The sequence below is a fragment of the Musicola paradisiaca NCPPB 2511 genome, from assembly GCF_000400505.1.
Classification (GTDB): Bacteria; Pseudomonadota; Gammaproteobacteria; order Enterobacterales; family Enterobacteriaceae; genus Musicola; species Musicola paradisiaca.
On sequence record NZ_CM001857.1, the window covers coordinates 935,203 to 961,470 of the forward strand.

The window sequence follows — 26,268 nt, forward strand, 5'->3', positions numbered from 1 at the left end:
GTCACCGGCGATGCGCCGCTCGTTGGCAGGCGTACAACGCCGGGGTGGTTTTTCGGACAAAGGGGAACGGCCTCTCGCTCTGGTTTCAGCGTCTGACGCCGGCCGGTTATTTCCTGTTGGTGCGCGGATTTTCGTGCGGAAAACGGTGTCGTTGTGTGAGCTGTGGTAGTATAGCGCGCGTTAAAAATGAACCTGTTTTTGGAGCCAGGGAATGAAAGTTACGCTACCCGATTTTCGTCATGCTGCGGTGTTGGTTGTGGGCGATGTGATGCTGGATCGCTACTGGTATGGGCCGACCAGCCGTATTTCTCCGGAAGCGCCGGTGCCGGTGGTCAAAGTGGATACCATTGAGGAACGTCCCGGCGGCGCGGCGAACGTGGCAATGAACATTGCCGCGCTGGGAGCCGGTTCCCGGCTGGTGGGGCTGACCGGCATCGATGATGCTGCCCGCGCCCTCAGCGCCAGGCTGAACGAAGTGAACGTGAAGTGTGATTTTGTTTCCGTTCCGACCCATCCCACCATTACCAAGCTGCGCGTACTTTCCCGCAATCAGCAGCTTATCCGGCTGGATTTTGAAGAAGGCTTTGAGCGTGTTGATCCGCAGCCGATGCTTGAGCGTATTCAGCAGGCGTTGCCGAAAATCGGCGCGTTGGTGCTGTCCGATTACGCCAAGGGCGCGTTGGCGCATGTGCAGAATATGATCCAACTGGCGCGCGCCGCCGGCGTGCCGGTGCTGATCGACCCGAAAGGCACCGATTTCGCCCGTTATCGCGGTGCGATGCTGTTGACGCCGAATCTGTCGGAGTTTGAAGCGGTGGCCGGCCGTTGCAAAGACGAAGACGATCTGGTGACGCGCGGTATGAAGCTGCTGGCGGATTTTGACTTTTCCGCGTTATTGATTACTCGCTCCGAGCAGGGCATGACGCTGCTGCAACCCGGCAAACCCCCGTTGCATCTGCCGACGCAGGCGCAGGAAGTTTATGACGTGACCGGCGCCGGCGATACGGTGATCGGTGTGCTGGCGGCGTCGCTGGCGGCGGGTAAACCGCTGGAAGAAGCCTGTTTTCTGTCCAATGCGGCGGCAGGCGTGGTGGTCGGCAAGCTGGGGACATCCACCGTCAGCCCGATTGAACTGGAGAACGCGGTGCGTGGCCGCGCCGATACCGGCTTTGGCGTGATGACCGAAGAACAGCTCAAACAGGCGGTGGCGCTGGCCCGTCAGCGCGGCGAAAGGATCGTGATGACCAATGGTTGCTTCGATATTCTTCACGCCGGACATGTGTCTTATCTGGCGAATGCCCGTCGTCTGGGCGATCGCCTGATCGTCGCGGTCAACAGCGATGATTCCACCCGTCGTCTGAAAGGGCCGACCCGGCCGATCAACCCGCTGATGCAACGGATGATCGTCCTGGGCGCGCTGGAGGCGGTGGACTGGGTGGTGCCGTTTGAAGAGGACACGCCGCAGCGCCTGATTGCCGGCGTGTTGCCGGATATTTTGGTGAAAGGCGGCGATTATAAGCCGGAAGATATTGCCGGCAGCAAAGAGGTTTGGGCGAATGGCGGCGACGTGCAGGTGCTGAATTTTGAAGACGGTTGCTCGACGACCAATATTATCAACACCATCCTGACCCGAGACTAACGGGCGGTATCATGTCAGAAAAAAAGCCGATGCCAATGAATGATACCTCCGCCGCCGCAGTGCAGATTGATGCGCTGCGCGCCCAACTGCGTTATCACGAATACAAGTATCACGTCGAAGATGCCCCGGAAATTCCCGATGCGGAATACGACAAGCTGATGAACGCGCTGAAACTGCTGGAGCAGGCGCATCCCGAGTGGGTGACGTCGGATTCGCCGACCCAGCGGGTGGGAGCGACGCCGTTGGCGGGGTTCGATAACGTTCAACATGAAGTCCCGATGTTGTCGCTGGACAATGTATTTGACGCAGAGAGTTTTCAGGCTTTCGTGAAACGTATCGGCGATCGGCTGAAAAGCGACGAAGCCTTGAGGTTTTGTTGCGAGCTGAAGCTGGACGGCCTGGCGGTCAGTCTGTTGTACGAGGACGGCGTGCTGGTGCGCGCGGCGACGCGCGGCGACGGCTCCACCGGTGAAAATATCACTTCCAATATCCGTACCATCGGTGCGATACCGCTGCGGTTGCGGGGTGACAACATTCCGCGTCGCCTGGAAGTGCGCGGTGAAGTGTTTATGAAGCATAAAGGCTTCGAAGCGCTCAATGAGGAAGCGCGCCGTACCGGCGGCAAGGTGTTTGCCAATCCGCGTAATGCGGCGGCAGGCTCGTTGCGTCAGCTCGATCCGCGTATTACCGCTAAACGTCCCTTGACTTTTTTCTGCTACGGCGTGGGGTTGATGGAGGGCGGTTCATTGCCCGACAGCCACTGGCAGCGACTGATGCAGTTTCGCGAGTGGGGGTTGCCGGTCAGTGATCGTATCCGATTGTGTACCGGCGGCGATGAGGTGCTGGCGTTTTACCAGCATGTGGAAGCGGTACGCGATACGCTGGGATTTGATATCGATGGCGTGGTGATCAAGGTCGATGATTTGGCGTTGCAGGAGCGGCTGGGGTTTGTGGCGCGGGCGCCGCGTTGGGCGGTGGCGTTCAAATTCCCGGCGCAGGAACAGCTGACCTGGCTGCGCGATGTGGAGTTTCAGGTAGGGCGCACCGGCGCCATCACGCCGGTCGCCAGATTGGAGCCGGTGGCGGTGGCGGGCGTTATCGTCAGCAACGCCACGTTGCACAATGCGGATGAGATCGACCGGTTGGGGATCCAGATTGGCGATCGCGTTGCCGTTCGACGTGCTGGTGATGTGATCCCGCAGATTGTCAGCGTGGTATTGCCGGATCGCCCGGCGGATGCCCGCCCGGTGGTGTTTCCGACGCAGTGCCCGGTGTGCGGTTCCGATGTTGAGCGGGTGGACGGTGAAGTGGTGACTCGTTGCACTGGCGGCTTGTTCTGCGCTGCACAACGTAAAGAGGCGCTCAAGCACTTCGTTTCCCGCCGTGCGCTGGATGTGGAAGGGATGGGCGATAAAATTATCGACCAGCTGGTCGAAAAAGAATACGTCAAGACGCCGGCGGAGCTGTTTCGTCTGGACATCGGCATTCTTACCCGCCTGGAACGTATGGGGCCGAAGTCGGCGCAGAATCTGGTGAATGCGCTGGATAAAGCCAAATCCACCACGTTTGCCCGTTTCCTGTATGCGTTGGGCATTCGGGATGTCGGCGAAGCGACGGCCGCTGGCCTGGCCGCGCACTTCGGAACGCTGGACGCGCTGATGACCGCCGATGTGGACACGCTGCAGCAGGTACCGGATGTCGGCATCGTGGTGGCGACGCATGTGCGGCATTTTCTGGATGAGGAGCATAACCAGCAGATAATTCGTGAACTGATCGGCCCGGAGGTTGGCCTGCGCTGGCCAGATCCGGTGGTGGTCGACGCCGGGGCGCTGGATAACCCGTTCGCGGGTAAAACCGTGGTGCTGACGGGCTCGCTCAGCCTGTTGTCCCGCGATGAGGCGAAAGATCGCCTGACTGCGCTGGGGGCGAAGGTCAGCGGCAGTGTGTCGAAGAAGACCGATCTGGTGATCGCGGGCGAGGCGGCGGGCTCCAAACTGGCGAAAGCGCAGGCGCTGGGGATCGACGTGATTGATGAAGTGGAAATGATGCGGCTGCTGGGGCAGTAAGCTGATGGAAAAGGACGATTTACTGGCCATTGCCAATACACCGATGCCGTTTGGCAAATATCAGGGGCGGGCGTTGATCGACCTGCCGGAAGCGTATTTGCTGTGGTTTGCCCGTAAAGGCGAATTTCCGGCTGGGCGCTTGGGTGAGCTGATGCAAATCACGCTGGCGATCAAGATGGAAGGCTTGCAAGGGCTGGTTAAGCCGCTGAAGCGTTAGGCGCACCTGCTGCGGTTATTCGCGGTTACTGGCCCGCAAAAGCCGCCATCAGGGCCGTTTCGGGCTATTGCATCCGGCCTTGGCGAATCGCAGGTCGTTATATTTCCTCGCTGCGTTGGGGTATTCCACTTCCTGTTTCGGTAAAAAAAATCGCGCTCCACGGAGCGCGATTTTTTTGCACCACAGAGATGGTCAGATATAAACATTGACCAGATTATTTTCCGTCGGGCGATTCACACCGTCGGCAATAATCGAACTGATACTGATGCTGCCGCCAGAGGCGGACTGACCTGTGCTACTGTCGTTCGCCGCAGCGGCCAATTCCGAACTGCTGCCGACATTTTGCTGAGACTGCTGCGATTGCAGTTGCGATAGCTGCGCTTCCAGCGATTGAATTTCAGATTCCACCACCTGCGCCTGCGTTTGAGATGTATCGTCCGTCGAGGACGTCAATCCGGCAAGCTGGCTGGTGAGTTGCTGTATCTTTTGCTGTAGTCGCGCAATCAGCTGACTGTTGCTCTGGTCATCAGATATTCCGTTATAAGACGTTATCGAAGATACGGCGCTGATACCTGACATATGGATTCCTCCCACTGGCCTTACTCTTGTATTGATTATAGAACATACAATTTCGCGAGAAGGTTAAGACTTATCTGTATCCTGTCGTGCGTTTGTCAGGGTAGGTGGATAAGTGTAAAGGGATATTGCTTTCCAGCAGTTATTATTACGTTCGGATGAGTATGAAGAGCAACAAAGAAGAAAAAGGCATAACCAGGTTATGCCTCGGTGATGAGCGTCTTTAGATATAAATATCGATCTGGTTTTCGCCGCTGGCCAGGTTTACGCCTTCAGTTTTATTGGCGGAGTCTGAATCGGAAGAGGTGGAAAGGCTATCTTCCTCAGAATCCATCGTTTGCTGCTGTTGGGCTTGCTGGGCCTGTTGGGTTTGCTGACTCTCAAGTTGCTGGATCTGTGCTTCGATCATGTCGATCTGCTGCTGGATGGCTTCTTGCTGAGTTTGAGCAACACCAGTCGTGTCAGTGGAGCTGGAACTGCTGACTTCTTTAAGTTGCTGAGTCAGTTGCTGCAGCTTCTGGTTTAGCTGGTTAATCTTCTGCGTGTAGTTGGTCGAGCTGGTACTTGATGAACTACTGCTCGAAGAAACCGCGCTGATACTGGCCATGTTTCCTCCCTTGATATAATGATTGCACCAGGGTGCTTAGTCATTTTCGGCAAGTAATATTGTTTAATTAAGACTCTTTGTTTATAAGCTGGCGATGTTTATATTTGTTGCCGCTTGGTTTTTTACCATAACCTGATTCTTTATTTACCATAAACATGAATAGCGTCGGTGAGACGGGTTGCCTGGTTATTAAGGCCGGCCGCCACTTCCATCGATTGCTCCACCATGTCGGTATTTCCCGCCGTCATCTGTTCAATCTGGGCGATGGAATCATTAATCAGCGATAGCGCGGAAGTCTGTTCCTGTGTGGTGTTGCTGATCTCCCGAATCATGGTCGCGACCTGATGCACTTCGTTCACGATATCGCTGATATGGTTGCCGGCTTTTTCCACCAGCGCGTTACCGTTCATGACGCTGGTCATGTTGGCGTCGATCAGCGTTTTGATTTCTCTGGCGGCGGAAGCGGAATGCTGGGCCAGGTTGCGCACTTCCGCGGCGACGACCGCGAAACCACGACCTTGTACGCCCGCCCGGGCGGCCTCCACCGCCGCGTTCAGCGCCAGAATATTGGTCTGAAACGCGATGCTGTCAATAACGCCAATAATATCAACTACTTTACGGCTGGCGCTGGAGATGTCCTCCATCATGCTAATCGTCTCTTGCATGATGTCTCCGCCTTTTCGTGCCGACTGGCTGGCGCTTTCCGACATGTGCGTCGCTTGTGTAGCCGTTTCCGCGCTCTGCTGTACCGCAACGGTGATCTCTTCGATGGCCGCCGCGGTTTGTTGCAGGTTCATGGAGGTTTCTTCGGTTCGGCGGCCCAGTGCTTCGTTGTTGTCGACCAATTGCTGGCAAACATCCTGCATCCCGTTGATTTGCGTGCCGACGTCATCAACCAGTGAATGCAGATTCAGCCCGAACTGATTCACGACCCGCATCAGCAGCCCGATTTCATCAACGCGGTTGAAGCGGATATGATCCGACTTGCGGCCTGAGACTACCTGTTGTGCTTGTTGCAGAATCGTTTTCAGCGGAACGGCGATATGGCGCTGCAGGAATACATCCAATCCACCGATCAGCAGTATGGCGATGACGGCGATGGCTACCGCGTTGACGCCGTACAGCGCCAGCGCTGCCGGAATGATGCCGCTGGCGAAAACAGCGACACGCAGCCGCCAACTGACCGGTAGTTTCTGAAAGAGGGATAAAATGGACAACACGCCGGTGCGAACAACCAGACCTTTGTGGAACTTGATGTTGCGCGCTTGCTTGTTCTGCACGGCTTCATACAAAGGCTCTACCTGACGGATTTCTTCCTGTGTCGGTGGATTGCGAACAGAGATATAACCAGTCAACCGGTTGTTATGATAAACCGGCGTCACATTGGCGCGAACCCAGTAATGGTCGCCGTTTTTTCGCCGGTTTTTTACCAGCCCGGTCCAACTGTCACCCTGTTGTAGCGTGTACCACATATCGGCAAATGCTTCGATGGGCATATCCGGATGGCGGACAACATTGTGCGGTTCGCCCATTAATTCAGTTTCATCAAAACCGCTGATGTGAATGAACGCGGAATTGGCATAAGTAATGTGACTGTTTACATCCGTGGTTGACATCAATGTCGTGTTGGCATCCAGCACATGCTCTTGTTGTGTGACAGGTGAATTGACTCTCATGAGAAACCCCGATGTCTATGTATTGAACCAATACTGTGAAATACGTTGCAGCGGACCACCAATGACATGGTGGTCAGATTTAGTCACAGGTTAAGAGGTGGTTTTTTAATTACGCCAAAGGCCAACATATGCGTTAGCGTAATCGGGGCACGATTTTTACAATCTGCCCTGAAGTAAAATTTTTTTTATTTTTTACAGGCGGAATTTATGCATCGTATCTGGTTATTGTCAATACAATCATTCGTAATTACGCTTTTTTTAAATGATTCATTAATCCAGATCTGTGTTATAGCCACCGGCGGTTTTTTTTCTTAATAAAAGAACTACAAATTAAATTTGTTATTAACATTGTTATGACAGGGATAAGTCATCATTCATGATGAATAAATCGCAGCGTAAATGTTAATAAGCGCGGGGGATTTATAAATAAGTATTAATAATAATATATGCGATGAGAATAAATGACGGGATGAATAAGTATTGACGACATCGGCGTTATTTCATGGAGTCTTCTCCGGAACGTTAAATGCTTCACGTATTGCCAATCTGTTATGCCCCAAATAATTCGCGCCGCAGAACAGCGGCAAGTCAGTGATGCGGGGGCGCGACGAATCCGCTGGGGGCAGATGGGAATACAACGGTGAGAACACAACGTGCTGTGGCCTCAAGGGTAATGTCCTTGAATGGGCCGAGTCATCAAGCCCACAGCGACAACTGAAATATGACAGGTACAGAGCGAATGGGCGTGAAACTGACGCCGATCGCCTGGCCATCCGCCAGTCCCCCCGAAAGCACAGCACATTCGGGGGGACTTGGGATCACGTTACGGGCGCCGGGTTAAAGACCGACAAGGCGTTATGTAAGCCCCACCGATCAGACCAGGTCTGTTTCCTGCCGCTGGCAATATCCAGAATGAACTGGAACAACTGCCAACCTACCTGCTCAATGGTGGCTTCGCCGGTGGCGATAGTACCGGCGTCGATATCCATCAGATCGTGCCAGCGCTCCGCCAATGCCGAACGGGTCGCCATCTTGATAACCGGCACCGCTTTCAGGCCGTAAGGCGTACCGCGCCCTGTGGTAAATACCTGAACCGTAATGCCCGACGCCATTTGCTGCGTGCCGCAGACGAAGTCGCTGGCGGGCGTAGCGGCGTAAATCAGGCCGCGTTTGGTGGGGCGCTGTCCGGGGGACAACACCTCAGCGATAGCGCTGTTACCGGATTTGGCAATTGAACCGAGCGCTTTTTCCACCACGTTCGCCAGCCCGCCTTTTTTGTTGCCGGGGGAGGGGTTGGCGCTGCGGTCGGTTTGGCCGCTGTCCAGGTAATTATCGTACCAGGCCATTTCTTCCAGCAGGCGTTTGCCCACCTCTTCGTTAATGGCGCGAGGCGTCAGCAGATGGATAGCATCGCGAACTTCCGTCACTTCCGAGAACATAACGGTGGCGCCGCAGCGCACCAGCAGGTCGGAGGCGAAGCCGACCGCCGGATTGGCGGTGACGCCGGAGAATGCATCGCTACCGCCGCATTGCATACCGACGACCAGCTCGGAGGCGGGAACGGTCTCCCGTTTACGTTGGTTCAGATGCTGTAGGTGTTTCTCCGCCATGGCGAGGATATCGTCCACCATGGCTTTGAAACCGACATGGTGCTCATCCTGCAAACGCACGATGCTGGCGTCGTCCAGCGAAATCGGCTGTGCATCCGGCGTCCCTTGCAACAGGCGTTCCGGCTGGAGTTTTTCACAACCCAACCCGACGACCAGAATCTCTCCGCCGAAATTGGGGTTGAGCGCCAGGTTATGGATGGTGCGGATCGGCACCACGGCGGCGGGGGCATTGATGGCGACGCCGCATCCGTAGAGATGGTTGAGCGCGACAACGCCATCCACGTTTGGATAGCGCGGCAGCAAGTCCCGTTCAATGATATTGACCACGTAATCCACTACGCCGGCGACACAGTGCACGCTGGTGGTAATGCCCAGCATGTTCTTGGTGCCGACGCTGCCGTCCGGATTGCGGTAGCCTTCGAAGGTATAACCTTCCAGCGCCGGCAGCGGCTCGGGTACCTTGGTTGCCAGCGGGAGGGTGTCCAGCGCGGGTGCTTTGGGCAATGCCACCAGCGATTCGTCTATCCAACTTCCCCGGGGAATATCTTTCACGGCGTAACCGATGATTTCGCCGTAACGAACAATCGGCGCGCCGCAGGCAATATCGGACAGCGCCACTTTATGGCCCTGAGGTATATGCTCCGTCAGCTCCAGACCACAACTAAATCGCGTTCCGGCACGTAGTCCATTATTGTTGACGACAATGGCCACATTATCTGAATCGTGCACTTTGATATAAAGCGGCCGATCCTTTGCCGCCCGGTTTTCTGTATCATTTAACATGATGCAAACCTTTCATAATTATGACATACAGCTTACTTTCACTGCGGATGCTACTTATTTCTTTGCTCCGCGCCAGTATAGATGAACGGGGAATACACCGGCATTATGCAATTGAATGACATCCCGCAGACTTCGGCTCAATTTATCGTGCGAAAAAACAACCCTGAGTGAGAGTCATCACATTCCAGGTTTGCTGTCTTTGGCGCCTGCCATGGTCATCCTATTTTCCAATGATAACGCCCGATACGTCGGTTTCGTGAAATAACTCCCAGGCGCTTGGGCGGTTGCCATAACTTCTTTTGTCTACCCTGTGGATTCTTGGGCGTTTATCTAGTGAGCCGCCAAACCACTGCTTTTATAATTTCTCTCGAAGTCGAAGAGGTCATCGTCGTTTATTTTCGCTGTTCTACTTTTTTGCTCTGCTCAACATTAAAACCAATATCGACACTCGATTTCATTCTGATAACCGACCCTACATTGTTTTGTTATTCGGAATGAATGAGCTAACCGCTATACCAGTAGGAGTTCATTATGAATACAGCCAGCACAACGGCAGGCGTAATACAAAAGAAAACGAATGCCCGTTACTGGATTGTCGTGATGCTGTTTATCGTCACGTCATTCAACTATGGCGACCGCGCCACCATCTCCATTGCCGGCTCGGCCATGTCGAAGGAGATAGGTCTGGATGCCGTCGGCATGGGATATATCTTTTCTGCCTTTTCCTGGGCTTATGTAATTGGTCAGATTCCTGGTGGTTGGTTGCTTGACCGCTTCGGATCCAAACGGGTTTATTTCTGGAGTATTTTTACCTGGTCGCTGTTTACGCTGTTGCAGGGGTTTGTGGATTTGTTCCACGGCTCGGCCATCGTCATTTCCCTGTTTATGCTGCGCTTTATGGTGGGGATCTGTGAATCTCCGTCCTTCCCTGGTAACAGCCGTATCGTAGCGGCCTGGTTCCCGGCTCAGGAGCGTGGTACCGCTGTCGCCATCTTTAACTCGGCGCAGTATTTCGCCACGGTCATTTTTGCACCGATCATGGGCTGGCTGACGCACGCCGTCGGTTGGTCGCACGTGTTCTGGTTCATGGGCGGCCTGGGTATCATCATCAGCTTCCTGTGGGTGAAGGTTATCCACGATCCGAAAGACCATCCGAGCGTTAACAAAGCTGAGCTGGAATATATCGAAGCGGGCGGCGCGCTGGTCAACATGGATGCCGCAGCGAATAAGGCCAAAGTCTCCGGTGCGGAAAAATGGCACCAGATTAAACAACTGCTGACCTCCCGCATGATGCTGGGGATCTATCTCGGTCAATACTGTATCAACGCGCTGACTTACTTCTTTATTACCTGGTTCCCGGTGTACCTGGTGCAGGCGCGCGGCATGTCGATTTTGAAAGCGGGTTTTGTCGCCTCGATCCCGGCAATTTGTGGTTTCGTCGGCGGTGTGCTGGGCGGTGTGATTTCCGACTTCCTGATGCGTCGCACCCAGTCGCTCAACATTGCGCGTAAGACGCCGATCGTGCTGGGGATGATGCTCTCCATGTCCATGGTGATCTGTAACTATGTTTCCACCGAGTGGGTGGTTATCGCGGTGATGGCGACGGCCTTCTTCGGCAAGGGCATCGGTGCGCTGGGCTGGGCGGTGATGGCGGATACCGCACCGAAAGAAATCAGCGGCCTGAGCGGCGGTCTGTTCAATATGTTCGGCAACATCTCCGGCATCGTCACCCCGATCGCCATCGGTTATATCGTAGGCGTTACCGGTTCTTTCAACGGCGGTCTGGTGTATGTGGGCATTCATGCCTTCGTCGCGATCCTGAGCTTCCTGTTCATTGTTCAGGACATCAAGCGTGTCGAATTGAAACCGTACAACAACAACTGATTCAGGGGATAAGGAGAAAAGCATGAGTAGCACTCAGGACACCCCAATTATTACTGATATGAAGGTCATCCCGGTGGCCGGCCATGACAGCATGTTGCTGAATATCGGCGGCGCCCACGGCGCCTACTTCACCCGCAACATCGTCATTTTGACGGACAGTTCCGGTCATACCGGCGTGGGCGAAGCGCCCGGCGGCGAGGTGATTTACAACACGCTGACGGCCGCCATTCCCCAGGTCGTGGGCAACCAGGTGGCGCGCATGAACCGCCTGGTGCACCAGATCCACAAAGGGAACCAGTCTTCCGATTTCGACTCGTTCGGCAAAGGCGCCTGGACGTTCGAGCTGCGGGTGAATGCGGTGGCAGCGCTGGAGGCCGCTTGTCTGGATCTGTTGGGCCAGCATCTGGGCGTCCCGGTCGCCGAACTGTTGGGGCCGGGCAAACAGCGTGATGAAGTCACTGTGCTGGGCTACCTGTTCTACATCGGCGATCGCACCCAAACCGACCTGCCGTATCTGGCGGGCGAAACCGGCGGTCACGAGTGGTACCACCTGCGCCATCAGAAAGCGATGGACAGCGAGGCTGTCGTCAGGTTGGCGGAAGCCTCGGCCGATCGTTACGGCTTCAAAGATTTCAAACTGAAAGGCGGCGTGCTGCCGGGCGAGCTGGAAATCGACACCGTCAAGGCGCTGAAAAAACGTTTCCCGGATGCCCGTATCACCGTCGACCCCAACGGCGCCTGGTTGCTGGATGAGGCGATCCGTCTGTGCCGGGACATGAAAGATGTCCTGACCTACGCCGAAGATCCATGCGGTGCCGAGCAGGGCTTCTCCGGTCGCGAAGTGATGTCCGAATTCCGGCGCGCCACCGGTCTGCCGGTCGCCACCAATATGATCGCCACCAACTGGCGTGAAATGAACCATGCCGTGATGTTACAGGCGGTGGATATCCCGCTGGCGGATCCGCATTTCTGGACCATGCACGGCGCGGTGCGCGTCGCGCAGCTGTGCGACGACTGGGGCCTGACCTGGGGTTGCCATTCCAACAACCACTTTGATATTTCGCTGGCGATGTTTACCCATGTTGGCGCCGCGGTACCGGGAAAACCGACCGCTATCGATACTCACTGGATCTGGCAGGAAGGGCAGCATCTGACCAAAGAACCGCTGCAAATCGTCAACGGCAAGATCAAAGTGCCGGATCGTCCGGGGCTGGGTATCGAACTGGATATGGAACAGGTGATGAAGGCGCACGAGCTGCATAAGAAACTGCCGAGCGGCGCGCGCAATGATGCCGTCGCAATGCAGTACCTGATCCCCGGCTGGACGTTCGATCGCAAACGTCCGGTTTTCGGGCGTGAAATCCCGGCTAATGCCAAGTTTTAATATTGAGGGCTCGCTAATGGCTTCACAAAGTACCACGCCTGTTATTACCCGTATGCAGGTGATCCCGGTGGCCGGCCATGACAGCATGTTGCTGAACCTAAGCGGGGCGCATGCGCCGTATTTCACCCGTAACATCGTGATTATGCAGGATAACGCGGGTAATACCGGCGTGGGTGAAATCCCTGGCGGCGAGAAAATCCGTCAGACGCTGGAAGATGCCGCTCAGTTGGTCATCGGCAAAACGCTGGGTGAATACAAGAATGTCATGACCGCCGTGCGTAACCAGTTCGCCGATCGCGATGCCTCCGGTCGTGGCCTGCAGACGTTCGACCTGCGTACCACCATCCATGTCGTGACCGGTATCGAAGCGGCCATGCTGGATTTGCTGGGCCAATTCCTGAATGTGCCGGTCGCCGCGCTGCTGGGCGATGGTCAACAGCGCGATGCGGTGGAAATGTTGGGCTACCTGTTCTACATCGGCGATCGCAATAAAACCGACCTGCCGTATCAGAGCCAGCCGGATGAAAAATGCGACTGGTATCGTCTTCGCCATGAAGAAGCGTTGTCGCCGGAAACGGTGGTGCGTCTGGCGGAAGCCGCTTATGAAAAATACGGTTTCAATGATTTCAAACTGAAGGGCGGCGTACTGGCCGGCAGCGAAGAAGCGGAGGCGGTCACGGCGCTGTCCAAACGTTTCCCGCAGGCACGTATTACGCTGGATCCAAACGGCGCCTGGTCGTTGGACGAAGCGATTCGTCTGGGCAAACAACTGCGTGGCGTGCTGGCTTATGCCGAAGACCCGTGCGGCGCGGAGCAGGGTTTCTCCGGCCGTGAAGTGATGGCGGAATTCCGTCGCGCCACCGGCCTGCCGACCGCGACCAATATGATCGCTACCGACTGGCGTCAGATGGGGCACACCATCTCCTTGCAGTCGGTGGATATCCCGCTGGCGGATCCGCATTTCTGGACCATGCAAGGCTCGGTGCGCGTTGCGCAGATGTGTCATGAATGGGGTTTGACCTGGGGTTCGCATTCCAACAACCATTTCGACATTTCGCTGGCGATGTTCACCCATGTCGCGGCGGCGGCTCCGGGCCATATCACCGCCATCGACACCCACTGGATCTGGCAGGAAGGCAACCAACGTCTGACCAAAGAACCGTTCCAGATCGTCGGCGGCATGGTGGAAGTGCCGAAAAAACCGGGTCTGGGCGTTGAATTGGATATGGCGCAGGTGATGAAGGCCCATGAGTTGTACAAAAACATGGGGCTGGGGGCGCGCAACGACGCCGTCGGCATGCAGTATCTGGTTCCCGGCTGGACGTTCGATAACAAACGCCCCTGTCTGGTTCGTTAATCCATGATGTGCGCCGTCCCGTGGGGCGGCGCGGAAAAAGTAAGGACAAAACATGAAGACGCCACTGTTACCTAATCAATTTCGCCAGGATTTACGGCAAGGGAAGACCCTGTTCGGCTGCTGGTGCGCGCTGGGCAATCCCATTTCTACCGAGGTACTGGGGCTGGCGGGATTTGACTGGCTGGTGCTCGATGGAGAGCACGCGCCGAACGACGTACTCAGCTTTATTCCGCAGTTGATGGCGCTGAAAGGCAGCCACAGCGCGCCGGTAGTCCGCCCGCCTTGTAATGAGCCGGTGGTCATCAAGCGCTTGCTGGATATCGGTTTTTACAACTTCCTGATCCCGTTTGTGGAATCTGAAGAGGAAGCCATCCGTGCGGTCGCGTCGACCCGTTATCCGCCGGCGGGTATCCGCGGCGTCTCCGTGGGGCACCGCAGCAATGCTTTCGGTACCGAACCGAACTATTTCGCCACCATCAACGACAACATCACGGTGATGGTGCAGATCGAGAGTCAGGAAGGGGTGGATAACCTGGACGCCATCGCTGCGGTTGACGGTGTGGATGGCATTTTCGTCGGCCCCGGCGACCTGTCCGCCGCGCTGGGTTATCTGGGGCAGCCCAACCATCCGGAAGTTCAGAAAGTGATTCGTCACATTTTCGAACGCGCTGCCGCACACGGCAAACCGAGCGGCATTCTGGCGCCGGTGGAAGCGGATGCCCGTCGTTATCTGGAATGGGGCGCCCGGTTCGTCGCCGTCGGTAGCGATTTGGGTGTATTCCGCGGCGCGACGCAGGCGCTGTGCGATAAGTTCAAGCAGTAAACCGGACAACCCAGCCGCCCGGTGTTGCCGGGCGAAGGCTGATTTACCATGAGTGGCGCTGGCGGTAAACACCACCGGCAGGCCGTCGGGAGATACCGGCGTTGACGGGGATGACGGCCGCAGAAACAGGCTGCCGGGAGCGGGGTTTCCCGGCGACGATAGATTGATGAACGCATCAGACAATGGGGTTATCACGATGAAAATTGGATTTATTGGGCTGGGCATTATGGGTAAACCGATGAGCAAAAACCTGATCAAGGCAGGTTACTCATTGGTGGTGCTGGATCGTAATACCGAAGCCGTTGCCGAAGTGGTCGCCGCAGGCGCTAGCGCCGCCGCCACGCCGAAGGAAGTGGCTGAGCAGAGCGACATCATCGTCACCATGCTGCCCAATTCACCGCATGTGAAAGAGGTGGTACTGGGCGAAAACGGCATTATCGAGGGCGCCCGTAAAGGGACGATTGTGGCCGATATGAGTTCTATCGCGCCGCTGGCCAGCCGTGAAATTGCCGCCGCGCTGGCGGAAAAAGGCGTCGACATGCTGGACGCGCCGGTAAGCGGCGGCGAGCCGAAAGCCATCGACGGCACGCTGTCCGTGATGGTCGGCGGCGACAAAGCGATTTTCGACCGCTGCTATGACGTATTAAAAGCGATGGCCGGCTCCGTGGTGCATACCGGCGACGTCGGCGCGGGTAACGTCACCAAACTGGCCAACCAGGTCATCGTGGCGCTGAATATCGCCGCCATGTCCGAAGCGCTGGTGCTGGCGACCAAAGCCGGCGTGAACCCGGATCTGGTGTATCAGGCGATTCGCGGCGGATTGGCCGGCAGCACCGTATTGGACGCCAAAGCGCCGATGGTGATGGATCGCAACTTCAAACCGGGTTTCCGTATCGATCTGCATATCAAGGATCTGGCGAACGCGCTGGATACGTCTCATGGCGTGGGCGCGCAGTTGCCGCTGACGGCGGCGGTGATGGAAATGATGCAGGCGCTGAAAGCCGACGATCTCGGCTCTGCCGACCACAGTGCGCTGGCTCGTTACTACGAGAAGCTGGCCAAGGTTGAAGTGACTCGATAGTTAGCCCGGCGGCGCGGGTATCCATGCGCCGCCCGGTTAGCGGCATACCGTTAACGAGCGCCGGTTCAGCAGCGCACGGGGAGTTGATGACGCGGGTAGTTTATGAAAATAGTTATCGCACCGGATTCTTATAAAGAGAGCTTGTCCGCACAGGAAGTTGCAACGCAGATCGAGGCCGGATTCCGGGAAGTCTTTCCTGAGGCCAGCTACGTCAAACTGCCTGTTGCGGACGGGGGAGAGGGAACCGTGGAAGCCATGGTGGCGGCGACTCGCGGTAAGATTGTCAGAGTGAACGTCACCGGCCCGTTAGGTGATGAGATTGAAGCCTTTTTTGGGCTGTCGGGTGATGAACAAACGGCGTTTATCGAAATGGCGGCGGCAAGCGGTCTGGAACTGGTGCCTCCGTATCAGCGCAACCCATTGTTGACCACCAGTTATGGGACGGGCGAATTGATCCGCTGCGCGCTGGATCACGGCGTCAGGCATTGCATCATCGGCATCGGCGGCAGCGCCACCAATGACGGCGGTGCCGGTATGGTGCAGGCGCTGGGCGCCCGATTGCTTGACGACCAGCAGCAACCGCTGGGGTTTGGCGGTGCGGAACTGGCCCGTCTGGCGCATATCGATCTCAGCGCACTGGATAGCCGTATTCGGCAGTGCCGGTTTGAGGTGGCCTGCGATGTGACCAACCCGCTGACCGGCGAACAAGGCGCGTCTGCGGTGTTCGGCCCGCAGAAGGGCGCTACCCGCGATATGGTCGCGCAATTGGATCAGGCGTTGCAACATTACGCCGGGGTGATCCGCCGCCAGTTGGATATGGATGTGGAACACGTACCGGGCGCGGGCGCCGCCGGGGGGATGGGGGCCGCCTTGCAGGCGTTCTGCGGCGCGGAACTGCGGCGCGGGATTGAGATCGTGACCGAGGCGCTGGGCCTGGATGCGCTGGTTCAGGATGCGTCGCTGGTGATTACCGGCGAAGGCCGCATCGACAGTCAGACTATCCACGGTAAGGTGCCGATTGGGGTGGCGCGGGTCGCCAAACGTTATAACAAACCGGTCATCGGTATCGCCGGCAGCCTGAGCGCCGATGTCGGTATCGTACACGAGCATGGGTTGGATGCGGTTTTCAGCGTGCTGTACAACATCTGCTCGCTGGAAGAGGCGTTGGACAACGCCGCCGACAATGTCCGCATGGCGGCGCGCAATATTGCCGCTACGCTCAAGATTGGCCAGGCGCTGGTCTGACCGTTTTCGCCGGCGAACCGCTTGTACAGTAGCCGGCACCCGTTGCCGTCAGGCAGGTCATATTGTCTGCTCTAAAGCGGGGTTCGTCCTGAGCCCCGTGTCGCGCTTAAATCTTTTGCATTTGCTTGCGCGCCGCGTTTTCCACGTTGGCCATTTCGTCGATCAGTTCCAGCCATTCCGGCTCCAGATCGGTCACTGACGTGCCCTTACGCAGTTCCTGTTCGATGCAGCGGCAGATTTGCCTGAGGCGCGGGACGCCGCTATAGCTACAACTGCCGTGCAGTTTATGGATCAGATCCAGCATGTCGTCCGGCGGGCAGCCGTCCAACACCTGATCGACCTGTTGACGTACCTGCGGCAGAAACGCCAGCAACATGCCCAGCAGGTCGCGAGCCAAATCGGGTTTGCGCGCCGCTTGCCGTAACGCCAGATCCCAGTCCAGAGACAGTGAGGGCGCTTCCGGATTCGGCGTCGCGGCGGCGGGCAATTCCGTCGGTTCCTGGCGGGACATGCGGCGCAGCAGCACTTGCCGCAGCATGTGCTCGTCGATCGGTTTCGCCAGATAGTCGTCCATACCGGATTTCAGCAACTGCTCGCGTTCGCCGTTCATGGTATGGGCGGTGACTGCCACGATGGGCGTGTTGCGATGCAGTGGAATCTGGTGGATCAGTTCGCTGGCCTGCAGCCCGTCCATACCCGGCATCTGGATATCCATCAGGATGACGTCCAGCGCATTTTTCTTCGCTTTGGCGACGGCTTCGGCGCCGTTGTCGCACAAAATAATATTTTCCACCTGTTCTTCCAGCAGGGCGCCGATCAGCTTGAGGTTGGCCGGATTATCGTCCACCGCCATCACGGTCAGCGACAGGCGTTCCAGCTGAGAATGCGGGGCGGGCTGTGTGGCCACGGCGGTGCTGCGGCTGAACAGCCGGTTGTCCTGCAGTATCGTCAACAGGCGGGGGGCGGTAATCGGTTTGCTCAGACAGGCATGGATGCCGAAGGACTTCAACTGTTCGGCGTCCATTTCCGCCAGGCTCGGCAGCGCCAGGATAACGTTTGACGCCAGACGACAGAATTCGCGGATAGTCGGCGTGAAGTCCAGCAGGGTATTGCGGTAACTGATGGGAACGCCGACCAGCAGGATATCGAAGGCGCGGTTCGGTAATTGCTCCAGCGTCGGGCTGTAGCTGACCGTCAGCGGCGTATGCACCAGAATATCCAGCGTCGCCTGCGCGGCGGTGGGGTTACTCTCCACATAAGCCAGATTTTTGCCTTTCAGCATGTCGAAAAGGTGATTCGGCTCCAGCACATGCGGATTGAGTTGCAGTTTGAGGGTGCACCAGAAGGTGGTTCCCTGATTCAGTTTGCTGTGGAAACTGATGTCGCCGCCCATTTCCCGCACCAGTTTCTGGGTAATCACCAGCCCCAGCCCGGTACCGCCGTGACGGCGGGAAATGCTGGTGTCCGCTTGCCGGAATGCCTGAAACAATTGCGCCTGCTGAATTTCGGCGATGCCGATGCCGGTATCCTTGATCTGGATCTCCAGCAGAACCTGATGCTGCTCCTGTTTGCGTTTCTCGATACGGATGTCGATGTTGCCTTGCTCGGTAAATTTGATGGCGTTGCCGAGCAGGTTGGTGATGATTTGCTGTAACCGCAACGGGTCGCCGATGAACTGTTCCGGTACGTCGTGCTGGATGTTGAGCGTCAGTTCCAGCCCCTTTTCATGGGCGGTGTGGGCCAGCAGCATCACCACTTCATCCAGCGTGTTGTGCAGCGAAAACGGGATGTTTTCCAGCACCAGCTTGCCCGCTTCCAGTTTGGAGAAGTCCAGTACGTCGTTGATGATATTCAACAGATTGTTGGCGGAACGTTCGATGGTTTGCAGGTAGTCTTGCTGCGTCGGCGTCAACGGGGTCTTCAGGGTTTGACGGGTAAACCCGATGACGCCGTTAAGCGGCGTGCGCAGTTCGTGGGACATATTGGCCAGAAACTCGGATTTGATGCGCGCCGCTTCCTGCGCGCGTTTTTTGGCCAGGTCCAGTTCGACGTTCTGGATCTCCATCTGTTCCAGCGTTTCACGCAGATCATAGGTGGCTTGATCGATATTCTGCTGCATCTCCTCATGGTACGCCGTCAGCGACATCGCCATCGAGTTGATGCCGTTTTTCAGCATGTCCAGTTCCCCCAGCATGCGGCCTTCTACCCGGCTGTCCAACTGACCACGGCGGATGCGATCCACGGTTTCCACCATGTTGCGGATGGGAATGGTGACATCCCGCATCAGACGGTAGGCCAGCAACAGGGCTATTCCCATGCACCCCAGCAGCAGGCATGACGCCATGAACATCTCCCGATACTGTTGCAGCCGGATGGCGCTCAGGTTGAGTTCGATCGCGACGTATCCCAGCGGTGGTCGCTTCATGGCGGGCATATCGGCGACCCGACTGTTCTGCTCCATCGGCGCCATCAGAATCAGATTGTCGTCATCCTGCTGCAACCGCAGGGCGTCGGGTATGGGCGCGCCCTGCGGCAATTGGATTTTTGCGCTGAACGGGTGCGGATTGCTGGATGCGATAAGCCGGTTGCCGGCATCGTATACGTTGATAGCGTGCACGATGTCGGAATGGTGGCGGTGGAGTACGTTGATCAGCGTTTGCAACGGCTCCAGTTGGCGTTGCGAGACGGCGTAAGCGCTGTTGACGGCCAGCGGTTCGATAATGCTGATGCCGGTTTCGGCCAATTGATTTTGTAGCTGGTTGTAGCGGTGAATGACGAAAAAGCTACTGAGCAACAACCCGATAAGCAGTGAGGGGGCCAAGATCAGTATCATCATGCGTGCGCGCAGACTGTATTTGGTCATGGGGTTCCAATGTGGGAGAATTGAGGCCGACTAATCCATTAAATCATCAATGACAGCACATTTATGGCGCAATTCTACTCTCCAAACCGGCGCGTGACGACCCGGCAAATCCTCACCGTGACGGTGGACTCACTCGATTCGTTCGGGCAGGGCGTCGCCCGCCATGAGGGCAAGACCCTGTTTATTCCCGGAGTGCTGCCGGGGGAACAAGCCGAAGTCCAACTGACGACAGAAAAGCGCCAGTTTGCCCATGCCCGGTTGCGCCGCCGGTTGAACAGCAGCGCTGAGCGGGTTGAACCGCGGTGTCCGCATTTTTCCGTCTGCGGCGGTTGCCAGCAGCAGCATGCCGGCATGGCGTTGCAGCAGCGCAGCAAAGCGGCGGCGTTGCGCCATCTGATGCGGCGGGAAACCGGCGTGGAGATGCCGGAACCGGTGGTGATCGACGGCCCTGATTATGGCTATCGCCGTCGGGCTCGGCTGGCATTGCTGTATCAACCGAAAACTCGTCAATTGCTGATGGGGTACCGCCGGGAAGGGTCGCACGATCTGGCGGATATTCATGTTTGTCCTGTTCTGCATCCGGCGCTGGAGGCGTTGCTGACTCCGCTGCGCGATTGTCTGGCCGGTTTGAAGGCGGCCAAACGGCTTGGGCATGTGGAACTGGTGATGGCGGAGCAGGGGCCGTTGGTGGTGCTGCGTCATCTGGATGTATTGCAGGAGGCCGATCGGCAGGCGCTGAACGATTTTGGCGCTCGCGTTGGCTGCGCGTTGTTTCTGGCGCCGGAGGCGGGTGCGCTGGCGTGTCTGCGTGGCGCAGCGCCTTCGTACCGGATCGATGGGTTATCGCTGGCATTCAGCCCGCGCGATTTTATTCAGGTCAACGACGAGGTTAATCAGCGCATGGTGGCGCAAGCGCTGGAATGGCTTGACCCGCAGCCGCATGAGCGGGTGCTCGATCTGTTTTGCGGCATGGGAAACTTTACGCTGCCGCTGGCGCGCCGGGCAGCCAGCGTGGTCGGCGTGGAAGGTGTGGCCGCTCTGGTGGAGAAAGGGCGTGAAAACGCCGAGCGCAATGCGTTCGGTAATGTCACATTCTTTCACCAGAACCTGGAAGAAGACGTGACACGGCAGCCGTGGGCCGCCCAGGGTTTTGATAAGATATTGCTCGATCCGGCGCGAGCCGGTGCGCCCGGTGTGATGTCACAGATTGTGAAGTTGACCCCCGGCCGCGTGGTTTATATATCCTGTAATCCGACTACGCTGGCGCGTGACAGCCGGGTACTGCTGGCGGCAGGGTACCGGTTGGAGAAGCTGGCGATGCTGGACATGTTTCCACATACCGGACATCTTGAGTCGATGGCACTGTTTTTGCTTGACTCCAACGTGCGGTAAAACAGGGAGAAATTATGGTTGCGGTAAGAAGTGCGCATTTGAATACCGAAGGCAAATTTGTGCCGGACGCCTGGATTGCTTCGTTGGGGATCGCCAGCAAGCAGGCGTGTGACCGCCTCGCCGAAACCTGGCGTTATTGCGAAGAAAAGACGCAAGGACACCCCGACGCCATGCTGCTGTTGTGGCGTGGCATCGAGATGGTGGAGATCCTTTCTACGCTGAGCATGGATAACGACAGTATGCGTGCGGCCATGCTGTTCCCGCTGGCTAACGCCAACGTGGTGGACGAAGACACGCTGCGCGAAACCTTCGGCAAGAACATTGTTAACCTGGTGCATGGCGTGCGCGATATGGATGCGATCCGCCAGCTGAAAGCCACCCAGAACGATTCGGTCGGTTCCGAGCAAGTCGACAACATTCGTCGCATGCTGCTGGCGATGGTGGAAGATTTCCGCTGCGTGGTCATCAAACTGGCGGAGCGTATCGCCCACCTGCGCGAGGTGAAGGACGCCCCAGAAGAAGAGCGTGTACTGGCGGCCAAAGAGTGTACCAATATCTATGCGCCGCTGGCCAACCGGCTGGGTATCGGCCAGCTCAAGTGGGAACTGGAGGATTTCTGTTTCCGCTATCTGCATCCGGATGAGTACAAACGCATCGCCAAGCTGCTGCATGAGCGCCGTATCGATCGCGAGCAGTATATCGAGACTTTTGTGAAAAACCTGCGCGGCACCATGGAGCTGGAAGGGCTGAAGGCGGATGTGTACGGCCGTCCCAAGCATATCTACAGCATCTGGCGCAAGATGCAGAAAAAATCGCTGTCGTTCGATGAGCTGTTCGATGTGCGCGCGGTGCGCGTGGTGGTGGAACGTTTGCAGGATTGCTACGCGGCGCTGGGGATCGTGCATACGCATTTCCGCCATTTGCCGGACGAGTTCGACGATTATGTCGCCAACCCCAAACCCAACGGCTACCAGTCCATTCATACCGTGGTATTGGGGCCGGGCGGTAAAACGGTGGAGATTCAGATCCGTACCCGTCAGATGCACGAAGACGCTGAGTTAGGGGTCGCCGCCCACTGGAAATACAAGGAAGGCACCGCCTCTGCCGGCCGTTCCGGCTACGAAGAACGTATTGCCTGGCTGCGTAAACTGTTGTCCTGGCAGGAGGAGATGGCTGACTCGGACGAGATGCTCGACGAGGTGCGCAGCCAGGTGTTCGACGATCGCGTGTATGTGTTTACACCGAAAGGCGACGTGGTGGATCTGCCCGCCGGGTCGACGCCGCTGGATTTCGCCTACCATATTCACAGCGATATCGGTCATCGCTGCATCGGCGCCAAAGTGAGCGGGCGTATCGTGCCGTTCACCTACCAGTTGCAGATGGGCGATCAGATTGAAGTTATCACCCAGAAACAGCCGAACCCCAGCCGGGATTGGCTGAACCCGAATCTGGGATACATCACCACCAGCCGCGGCCGCTCCAAGATCCATAACTGGTTCCGCAAGCAGGATCGGGACAAGAACATTCTGGCGGGCAAACAGATCCTGGACAATGAGCTGGAGCATCTGGGCATCAGCCTGAAGATGGCGGAGAAACTGCTGCTGCCGCGCTACAACATGAATTCGATGGACGAACTGTTGGCCGGCATCGGCGGCGGCGATGTTCGCCTGAACCAGATGGTGAATTTCCTGCAGTCGAAGGTGAACCAGCCCAGCGCGGAAGAGCAGGATCGCGAAGCATTGCGCCAACTGACGCAAAAATCGCAGCAGCCGGCGACACGCGCCGCCGCCAAGGATAATGGCCGCATCGTAGTAGAAGGCGTCGGTAATCTGATGCATCACATCGCCCGCTGCTGCCAGCCGATTCCTGGCGATGACATTATCGGTTTTATCACCCGCGGCCGGGGGATCTCCATCCATCGCGCCGATTGCGAGCAGTTGGACGATCTGCGTGGTCATGCGCCGGAACGCATTGTGGAAGCGGTGTGGGGCGAAAGCTACTCCAGCGGTTATTCGCTGGTGGTTCGGGTCACGGCCAATGACCGCAGCGGCTTGCTGCGCGATATCACTACGATCCTCGCCAACGAAAAAGTCAATGTGCTGGGCGTTTCCAGCCGTAGCGATGTGAAGCAGCAACTGGCGACCATCGATATGGAGATGGAGATCTATAACCTGCAGGTGTTGGGGCGAGTGCTGGCTAAGCTGAATCAGCTGCCGGATGTGATCGATGCCCGCCGTTTGCAGGGGAATAGCTAAGCACACGGCCCCTTCGGCCTCCCTGCATCGGGAGGCCGCGTTTATCGGCTGACGGCGTCGTCTGCGAACAGTCCGGCAGGTGATGCGGCCAGCCACACCGACATACTTTCACCGAAATACACTCAGGATAGAAAAATGCCTTCATCGACGGAACGTCTGCTCGACATCATGAAGCAACTGCGCGACCCGGAAAACGGGTGCCCGTGGGATCGGGAACAGACGTTTGACACCATCGCGCCTTACACGTTGGAAGAAACCTACGAAGTGTTGGACGCCATCAGCCGCAAGGATTTTGACGACTTGCGCAGCGAGTTAGGCGACTTGCTGTTTCAGGTGGTGTTCTACGCACGCATGGCGGAAGAAGAGAATCTGTTTGATTTCTCAGATGTTTGCGATGCCATCAGCGACAAACTGGAGCGTCGGCATCCGCATATTTTTGGCACACAGCGCCCGGTGCTGAAAGACAGCGAAGCGGTACTGGCCAATTGGGAACAAACCAAGGCGCAGGAGCGGGCTGAGAAAGATCGCCACTCACAGCTGGATGATATTCCCGACGCGCTGCCTGCGTTGATGCGCGCGCATAAAATCCAGCAGCGTTGCGCCGCCGTCGGGTTTGACTGGCATACGCTGGGGCCGGTGGTGGACAAGCTGTACGAGGAAATCGACGAGGTGATGCATGAAGCGCAGCAGGCTGTCGTCGATCCGGAACGGTTGGGGGAGGAGCTCGGCGATATGCTGTTTGCAGCGGTGAATCTTTCCCGCCATCTGGGGCATAAGGCGGAAATCGCACTGCAGCAGGCTAATCATAAATTTTGCCGCCGTTTCCGGCAGGTAGAACAGTTGATTACCGAACAAGGGAAAACCCTTGCCGAGGCGAGTCTGGACGAGATGGATGCCGCATGGCAGCAGGTGAAAGAACGAGAAAAAGCACTTTGATGAAAAAAGAGCGGGGAAAAATGTCTTTTTGCCGCTCTTTATTTTTATCTGTTTGTTTTTAAATTGTGTTTTTAATCTGTTCTTTCGCAAAGAGAAACCTGTCAACAACCGGATGTGCGCTGCTGGTTCAGCAAAACGAACATTTGTGGCGTTCAGCGGCTTAGGGTATACTACTTTCCCGTCTTGGTCTTTTCTTATCGTCCTTAAATAAACCCAAATTCTCAGGTTCAGCATGACAACTAATTATATTTTTGTGACCGGCGGGGTCGTATCCTCTCTGGGTAAAGGCATTGCCGCAGCCTCTCTGGCGGCTATTCTCGAAGCCCGTGGCCTCAACGTGACCATCATGAAACTGGACCCGTACATCAATGTGGATCCGGGAACGATGAGCCCGACGCAGCACGGCGAAGTGTTCGTGACGGAAGACGGCGCCGAAACTGATCTCGATCTGGGCCACTATGAGCGCTTTATTCGCACTAAAATGACGCGCCGCAATAACTTCACCACCGGACGCATTTATTCTGACGTCCTGCGCAAAGAGCGCCGTGGCGATTATCTGGGTGCGACCATTCAGGTTATTCCGCATATCACCAACGCGATTAAAGAACGCATTATCGAAGGCGGCGAAGGTCATGACGTGGTGCTGGTGGAAATCGGCGGTACTGTGGGTGATATCGAATCCCTGCCGTTCCTGGAAGCCATTCGCCAGATGGCGGTGGATGTGGGCCGCGAGCATACGTTGTTCATGCATTTGACGCTGGTGCCTTACATGGCGGCAGCCGGCGAGGTGAAAACCAAACCGACCCAGCACTCCGTGAAAGAACTGCTGTCGATCGGGATTCAACCCGACGTACTGATTTGCCGTTCCGATCGCACCGTACCCGCGAACGAGCGCGCAAAAATCGCGCTTTTCTGCAACGTGCCGGAGAAAGCGGTTATTTCACTGAAGGATCTTGATTCTATTTATAAAATTCCAGCGCTATTGAAATCTCAGGGGCTGGACGATTATATTTGTAAACGATTCAGCTTGAACTGTCCGGAAGCCGATCTGTCAGAATGGGAGCAGGTCATTTATCAGGAAGCCAACCCGGTTGGTGAAGTCACTATCGGGATGATCGGCAAATATGTGGAATTGCCGGACGCTTATAAGTCGGTGATTGAGGCGTTACGCCATGGCGGTCTGAAAAATCGCCTCACCATCAACATCAAGTTGATTGATTCGCAGGATGTTGAAACACGCGGCGTGGATGTCCTCAAGGGGCTGGATGCGATTCTGATCCCGGGGGGCTTTGGCTACCGCGGCGTTGAAGGGAAAGTGATGGCGGCGCGTTATGCCCGCGAGAACAAGATCCCGTATCTGGGCATTTGCCTGGGAATGCAGGTCGCATTGATGGAGTTTGCCCGTAACGTCGCCGGTATGGAAGGGGCAAACTCTACCGAGTTTATGCCGGACTGTAAGTACCCGGTGGTGGCGCTGATTACCGAATGGCGCGATGCAGAAGGCAATCTTGAAGTGCGTAACGAAAATAGCGATCTCGGTGGTACCATGCGCCTTGGCGGCCAGGAATGCCATCTTGTGGAGGGCAGTCTGGTGCGTCAGCTCTATGCGGAGCCGACCATTATCGAGCGTCACCGCCATCGCTACGAAGTCAACAATATGTTGTTGAAGCAGATTGAGGCTGCTGGGATGCGCGTTGCAGGCGTTTCCGCCGACCGCAAACTGGTGGAAATTGTTGAGCTGCCTGATCATCCGTGGTTTGTGGCGTGTCAATTCCACCCGGAATTCACCTCCACCCCACGAGACGGACACCCGCTGTTCGCCGGTTTTGTGAAAGCCGCCGGGGCGTACCAGAAAGGTCAGGTGAAATAAGGTT

The 26,268-nt window shown here is 56.7% G+C and carries 18 protein-coding genes; 13 read left to right on the top strand and 5 right to left on the bottom strand.

Annotated features, from left to right (window positions below):
* The first annotated feature begins 211 nt into the window (after positions 1 to 211).
* Genes hldE through DPA2511_RS04290 form a run of 3 tightly spaced genes read left to right on the top strand, consistent with a single transcriptional unit; the run spans position 212 to position 3,922 of the window.
* A complete protein-coding gene (gene hldE, locus DPA2511_RS04280) occupies positions 212 to 1,639 on the top strand; it encodes a bifunctional D-glycero-beta-D-manno-heptose-7-phosphate kinase/D-glycero-beta-D-manno-heptose 1-phosphate adenylyltransferase HldE (RefSeq protein WP_012764462.1) in 1,428 nt (475 codons plus the stop codon).
* A 29-nt stretch (positions 1,640 to 1,668) separates the two neighbouring features.
* Positions 1,669 to 3,705 carry an NAD-dependent DNA ligase LigA gene (gene ligA / locus DPA2511_RS04285; RefSeq protein ID WP_194250219.1) on the top strand — a complete coding sequence of 679 codons (2,037 nt, stop codon included), beginning with the start codon at positions 1,669 to 1,671 and terminating at the stop codon, positions 3,703 to 3,705.
* A gap of 4 nt (positions 3,706 to 3,709) precedes the next feature.
* Entirely contained in the window at positions 3,710 to 3,922 is a 213-nt protein-coding gene (locus tag DPA2511_RS04290; RefSeq protein ID WP_012764464.1) for a DUF3820 family protein, read from the top strand.
* Between the two features lie 192 nt (positions 3,923 to 4,114).
* On the opposite strand, the gene DPA2511_RS04295 is transcribed toward DPA2511_RS04290, so the two are convergent.
* From DPA2511_RS04295 to garD, 4 genes are all read right to left on the bottom strand, one after another.
* The gene (locus tag DPA2511_RS04295) at positions 4,115 to 4,501 is read right to left on the bottom strand and encodes a FlxA-like family protein (protein WP_012764465.1); all 387 of its coding nucleotides are present in this window, start codon (positions 4,499 to 4,501) and stop codon (positions 4,115 to 4,117) included.
* Between the two features lie 220 nt (positions 4,502 to 4,721).
* Positions 4,722 to 5,105, bottom strand: coding sequence for a FlxA-like family protein (locus DPA2511_RS04300; RefSeq protein WP_012764466.1), 384 nt, complete (start codon positions 5,103 to 5,105; stop codon positions 4,722 to 4,724).
* A 140-nt stretch (positions 5,106 to 5,245) separates the two neighbouring features.
* Positions 5,246 to 6,781, bottom strand: a complete 1,536-nt coding sequence (locus tag DPA2511_RS04305) for a methyl-accepting chemotaxis protein (protein ID WP_012764467.1) — start codon at positions 6,779 to 6,781, stop codon at positions 5,246 to 5,248.
* An 818-nt stretch (positions 6,782 to 7,599) separates the two neighbouring features.
* Positions 7,600 to 9,174 carry a galactarate dehydratase gene (garD, locus tag DPA2511_RS04310; protein ID WP_012764468.1) on the bottom strand — a complete coding sequence of 525 codons (1,575 nt, stop codon included), beginning with the start codon at positions 9,172 to 9,174 and terminating at the stop codon, positions 7,600 to 7,602.
* Positions 9,175 to 9,705: 531 nt separating this feature from the next.
* On the opposite strand from garD, the gene DPA2511_RS04315 reads away from it, so the two are divergent.
* The 6 genes from DPA2511_RS04315 to DPA2511_RS04340 all read left to right on the top strand — a co-directional run bounded on the left by DPA2511_RS04315 (position 9,706) and on the right by DPA2511_RS04340 (position 16,948).
* A complete protein-coding gene (locus DPA2511_RS04315) occupies positions 9,706 to 11,058 on the top strand; it encodes an MFS transporter (protein WP_012764469.1) in 1,353 nt (450 codons plus the stop codon).
* A gap of 22 nt (positions 11,059 to 11,080) precedes the next feature.
* The gene (locus DPA2511_RS04320; protein WP_012764470.1) at positions 11,081 to 12,442 is read left to right on the top strand and encodes an enolase C-terminal domain-like protein; all 1,362 of its coding nucleotides are present in this window, start codon (positions 11,081 to 11,083) and stop codon (positions 12,440 to 12,442) included.
* A gap of 16 nt (positions 12,443 to 12,458) precedes the next feature.
* Positions 12,459 to 13,799 carry a glucarate dehydratase gene (gudD, locus tag DPA2511_RS04325; protein ID WP_012764471.1) on the top strand — a complete coding sequence of 447 codons (1,341 nt, stop codon included), beginning with the start codon at positions 12,459 to 12,461 and terminating at the stop codon, positions 13,797 to 13,799.
* A 52-nt stretch (positions 13,800 to 13,851) separates the two neighbouring features.
* Entirely contained in the window at positions 13,852 to 14,622 is a 771-nt protein-coding gene (gene garL / locus DPA2511_RS04330) for a 2-dehydro-3-deoxyglucarate aldolase (RefSeq protein ID WP_012764472.1), read from the top strand.
* A gap of 190 nt (positions 14,623 to 14,812) precedes the next feature.
* Complete coding sequence (garR, locus tag DPA2511_RS04335; protein WP_026595118.1) at positions 14,813 to 15,703, top strand: 2-hydroxy-3-oxopropionate reductase; 891 nt, start codon at positions 14,813 to 14,815, stop codon at positions 15,701 to 15,703.
* 102 nt (positions 15,704 to 15,805) lie between these two features.
* Entirely contained in the window at positions 15,806 to 16,948 is a 1,143-nt protein-coding gene (locus tag DPA2511_RS04340) for a glycerate kinase (protein WP_012764474.1), read from the top strand.
* 106 nt (positions 16,949 to 17,054) lie between these two features.
* Here DPA2511_RS04340 and barA read toward each other — a convergent pair whose 3' ends face one another.
* Positions 17,055 to 19,811: a two-component sensor histidine kinase BarA gene (barA, locus tag DPA2511_RS04345; protein ID WP_012764475.1), complete on the bottom strand. Its 2,757-nt coding sequence runs from the start codon at positions 19,809 to 19,811 to the stop codon at positions 17,055 to 17,057.
* A gap of 63 nt (positions 19,812 to 19,874) precedes the next feature.
* On the opposite strand from barA, the gene rlmD reads away from it, so the two are divergent.
* The 4 genes from rlmD to pyrG all read left to right on the top strand — a co-directional run bounded on the left by rlmD (position 19,875) and on the right by pyrG (position 26,264).
* Positions 19,875 to 21,203, top strand: a complete 1,329-nt coding sequence (gene rlmD, locus DPA2511_RS04350) for a 23S rRNA (uracil(1939)-C(5))-methyltransferase RlmD (protein ID WP_012764476.1) — start codon at positions 19,875 to 19,877, stop codon at positions 21,201 to 21,203.
* Positions 21,204 to 21,217: 14 nt separating this feature from the next.
* Complete coding sequence (relA, locus tag DPA2511_RS04355; RefSeq protein ID WP_012764477.1) at positions 21,218 to 23,458, top strand: GTP diphosphokinase; 2,241 nt, start codon at positions 21,218 to 21,220, stop codon at positions 23,456 to 23,458.
* Between the two features lie 135 nt (positions 23,459 to 23,593).
* A complete protein-coding gene (mazG, locus tag DPA2511_RS04360; protein WP_012764478.1) occupies positions 23,594 to 24,394 on the top strand; it encodes a nucleoside triphosphate pyrophosphohydrolase in 801 nt (266 codons plus the stop codon).
* Positions 24,395 to 24,626: 232 nt separating this feature from the next.
* The gene (gene pyrG / locus DPA2511_RS04365; RefSeq protein ID WP_012764479.1) at positions 24,627 to 26,264 is read left to right on the top strand and encodes a glutamine hydrolyzing CTP synthase; all 1,638 of its coding nucleotides are present in this window, start codon (positions 24,627 to 24,629) and stop codon (positions 26,262 to 26,264) included.
* Positions 26,265 to 26,268: the final 4 nt, after the last annotated feature.

What these genes read in the sequence shown, in the direction of transcription:
- hldE (WP_012764462.1), top strand. Translation starts at nt 212, where the DNA reads ATGAAAGTTACGCTACCCGATTTTCGTCATGCTGCGGTGTTGGTTGTG.
- ligA (WP_194250219.1), top strand. Translation starts at nt 1,669, where the DNA reads ATGCCAATGAATGATACCTCCGCCGCCGCAGTGCAGATTGATGCGCTG.
- DPA2511_RS04290 (WP_012764464.1), top strand. Translation starts at nt 3,710, where the DNA reads ATGGAAAAGGACGATTTACTGGCCATTGCCAATACACCGATGCCGTTT.
- DPA2511_RS04295 (WP_012764465.1), bottom strand. Translation starts at nt 4,501, where the DNA reads ATGTCAGGTATCAGCGCCGTATCTTCGATAACGTCTTATAACGGAATA.
- DPA2511_RS04300 (WP_012764466.1), bottom strand. Translation starts at nt 5,105, where the DNA reads ATGGCCAGTATCAGCGCGGTTTCTTCGAGCAGTAGTTCATCAAGTACC.
- DPA2511_RS04305 (WP_012764467.1), bottom strand. Translation starts at nt 6,781, where the DNA reads ATGAGAGTCAATTCACCTGTCACACAACAAGAGCATGTGCTGGATGCC.
- garD (WP_012764468.1), bottom strand. Translation starts at nt 9,174, where the DNA reads ATGTTAAATGATACAGAAAACCGGGCGGCAAAGGATCGGCCGCTTTAT.
- DPA2511_RS04315 (WP_012764469.1), top strand. Translation starts at nt 9,706, where the DNA reads ATGAATACAGCCAGCACAACGGCAGGCGTAATACAAAAGAAAACGAAT.
- DPA2511_RS04320 (WP_012764470.1), top strand. Translation starts at nt 11,081, where the DNA reads ATGAGTAGCACTCAGGACACCCCAATTATTACTGATATGAAGGTCATC.
- gudD (WP_012764471.1), top strand. Translation starts at nt 12,459, where the DNA reads ATGGCTTCACAAAGTACCACGCCTGTTATTACCCGTATGCAGGTGATC.
- garL (WP_012764472.1), top strand. Translation starts at nt 13,852, where the DNA reads ATGAAGACGCCACTGTTACCTAATCAATTTCGCCAGGATTTACGGCAA.
- DPA2511_RS04340 (WP_012764474.1), top strand. Translation starts at nt 15,806, where the DNA reads ATGAAAATAGTTATCGCACCGGATTCTTATAAAGAGAGCTTGTCCGCA.
- barA (WP_012764475.1), bottom strand. Translation starts at nt 19,811, where the DNA reads ATGACCAAATACAGTCTGCGCGCACGCATGATGATACTGATCTTGGCC.
- rlmD (WP_012764476.1), top strand. Translation starts at nt 19,875, where the DNA reads ATGGCGCAATTCTACTCTCCAAACCGGCGCGTGACGACCCGGCAAATC.
- relA (WP_012764477.1), top strand. Translation starts at nt 21,218, where the DNA reads ATGGTTGCGGTAAGAAGTGCGCATTTGAATACCGAAGGCAAATTTGTG.
- mazG (WP_012764478.1), top strand. Translation starts at nt 23,594, where the DNA reads ATGCCTTCATCGACGGAACGTCTGCTCGACATCATGAAGCAACTGCGC.
- pyrG (WP_012764479.1), top strand. Translation starts at nt 24,627, where the DNA reads ATGACAACTAATTATATTTTTGTGACCGGCGGGGTCGTATCCTCTCTG.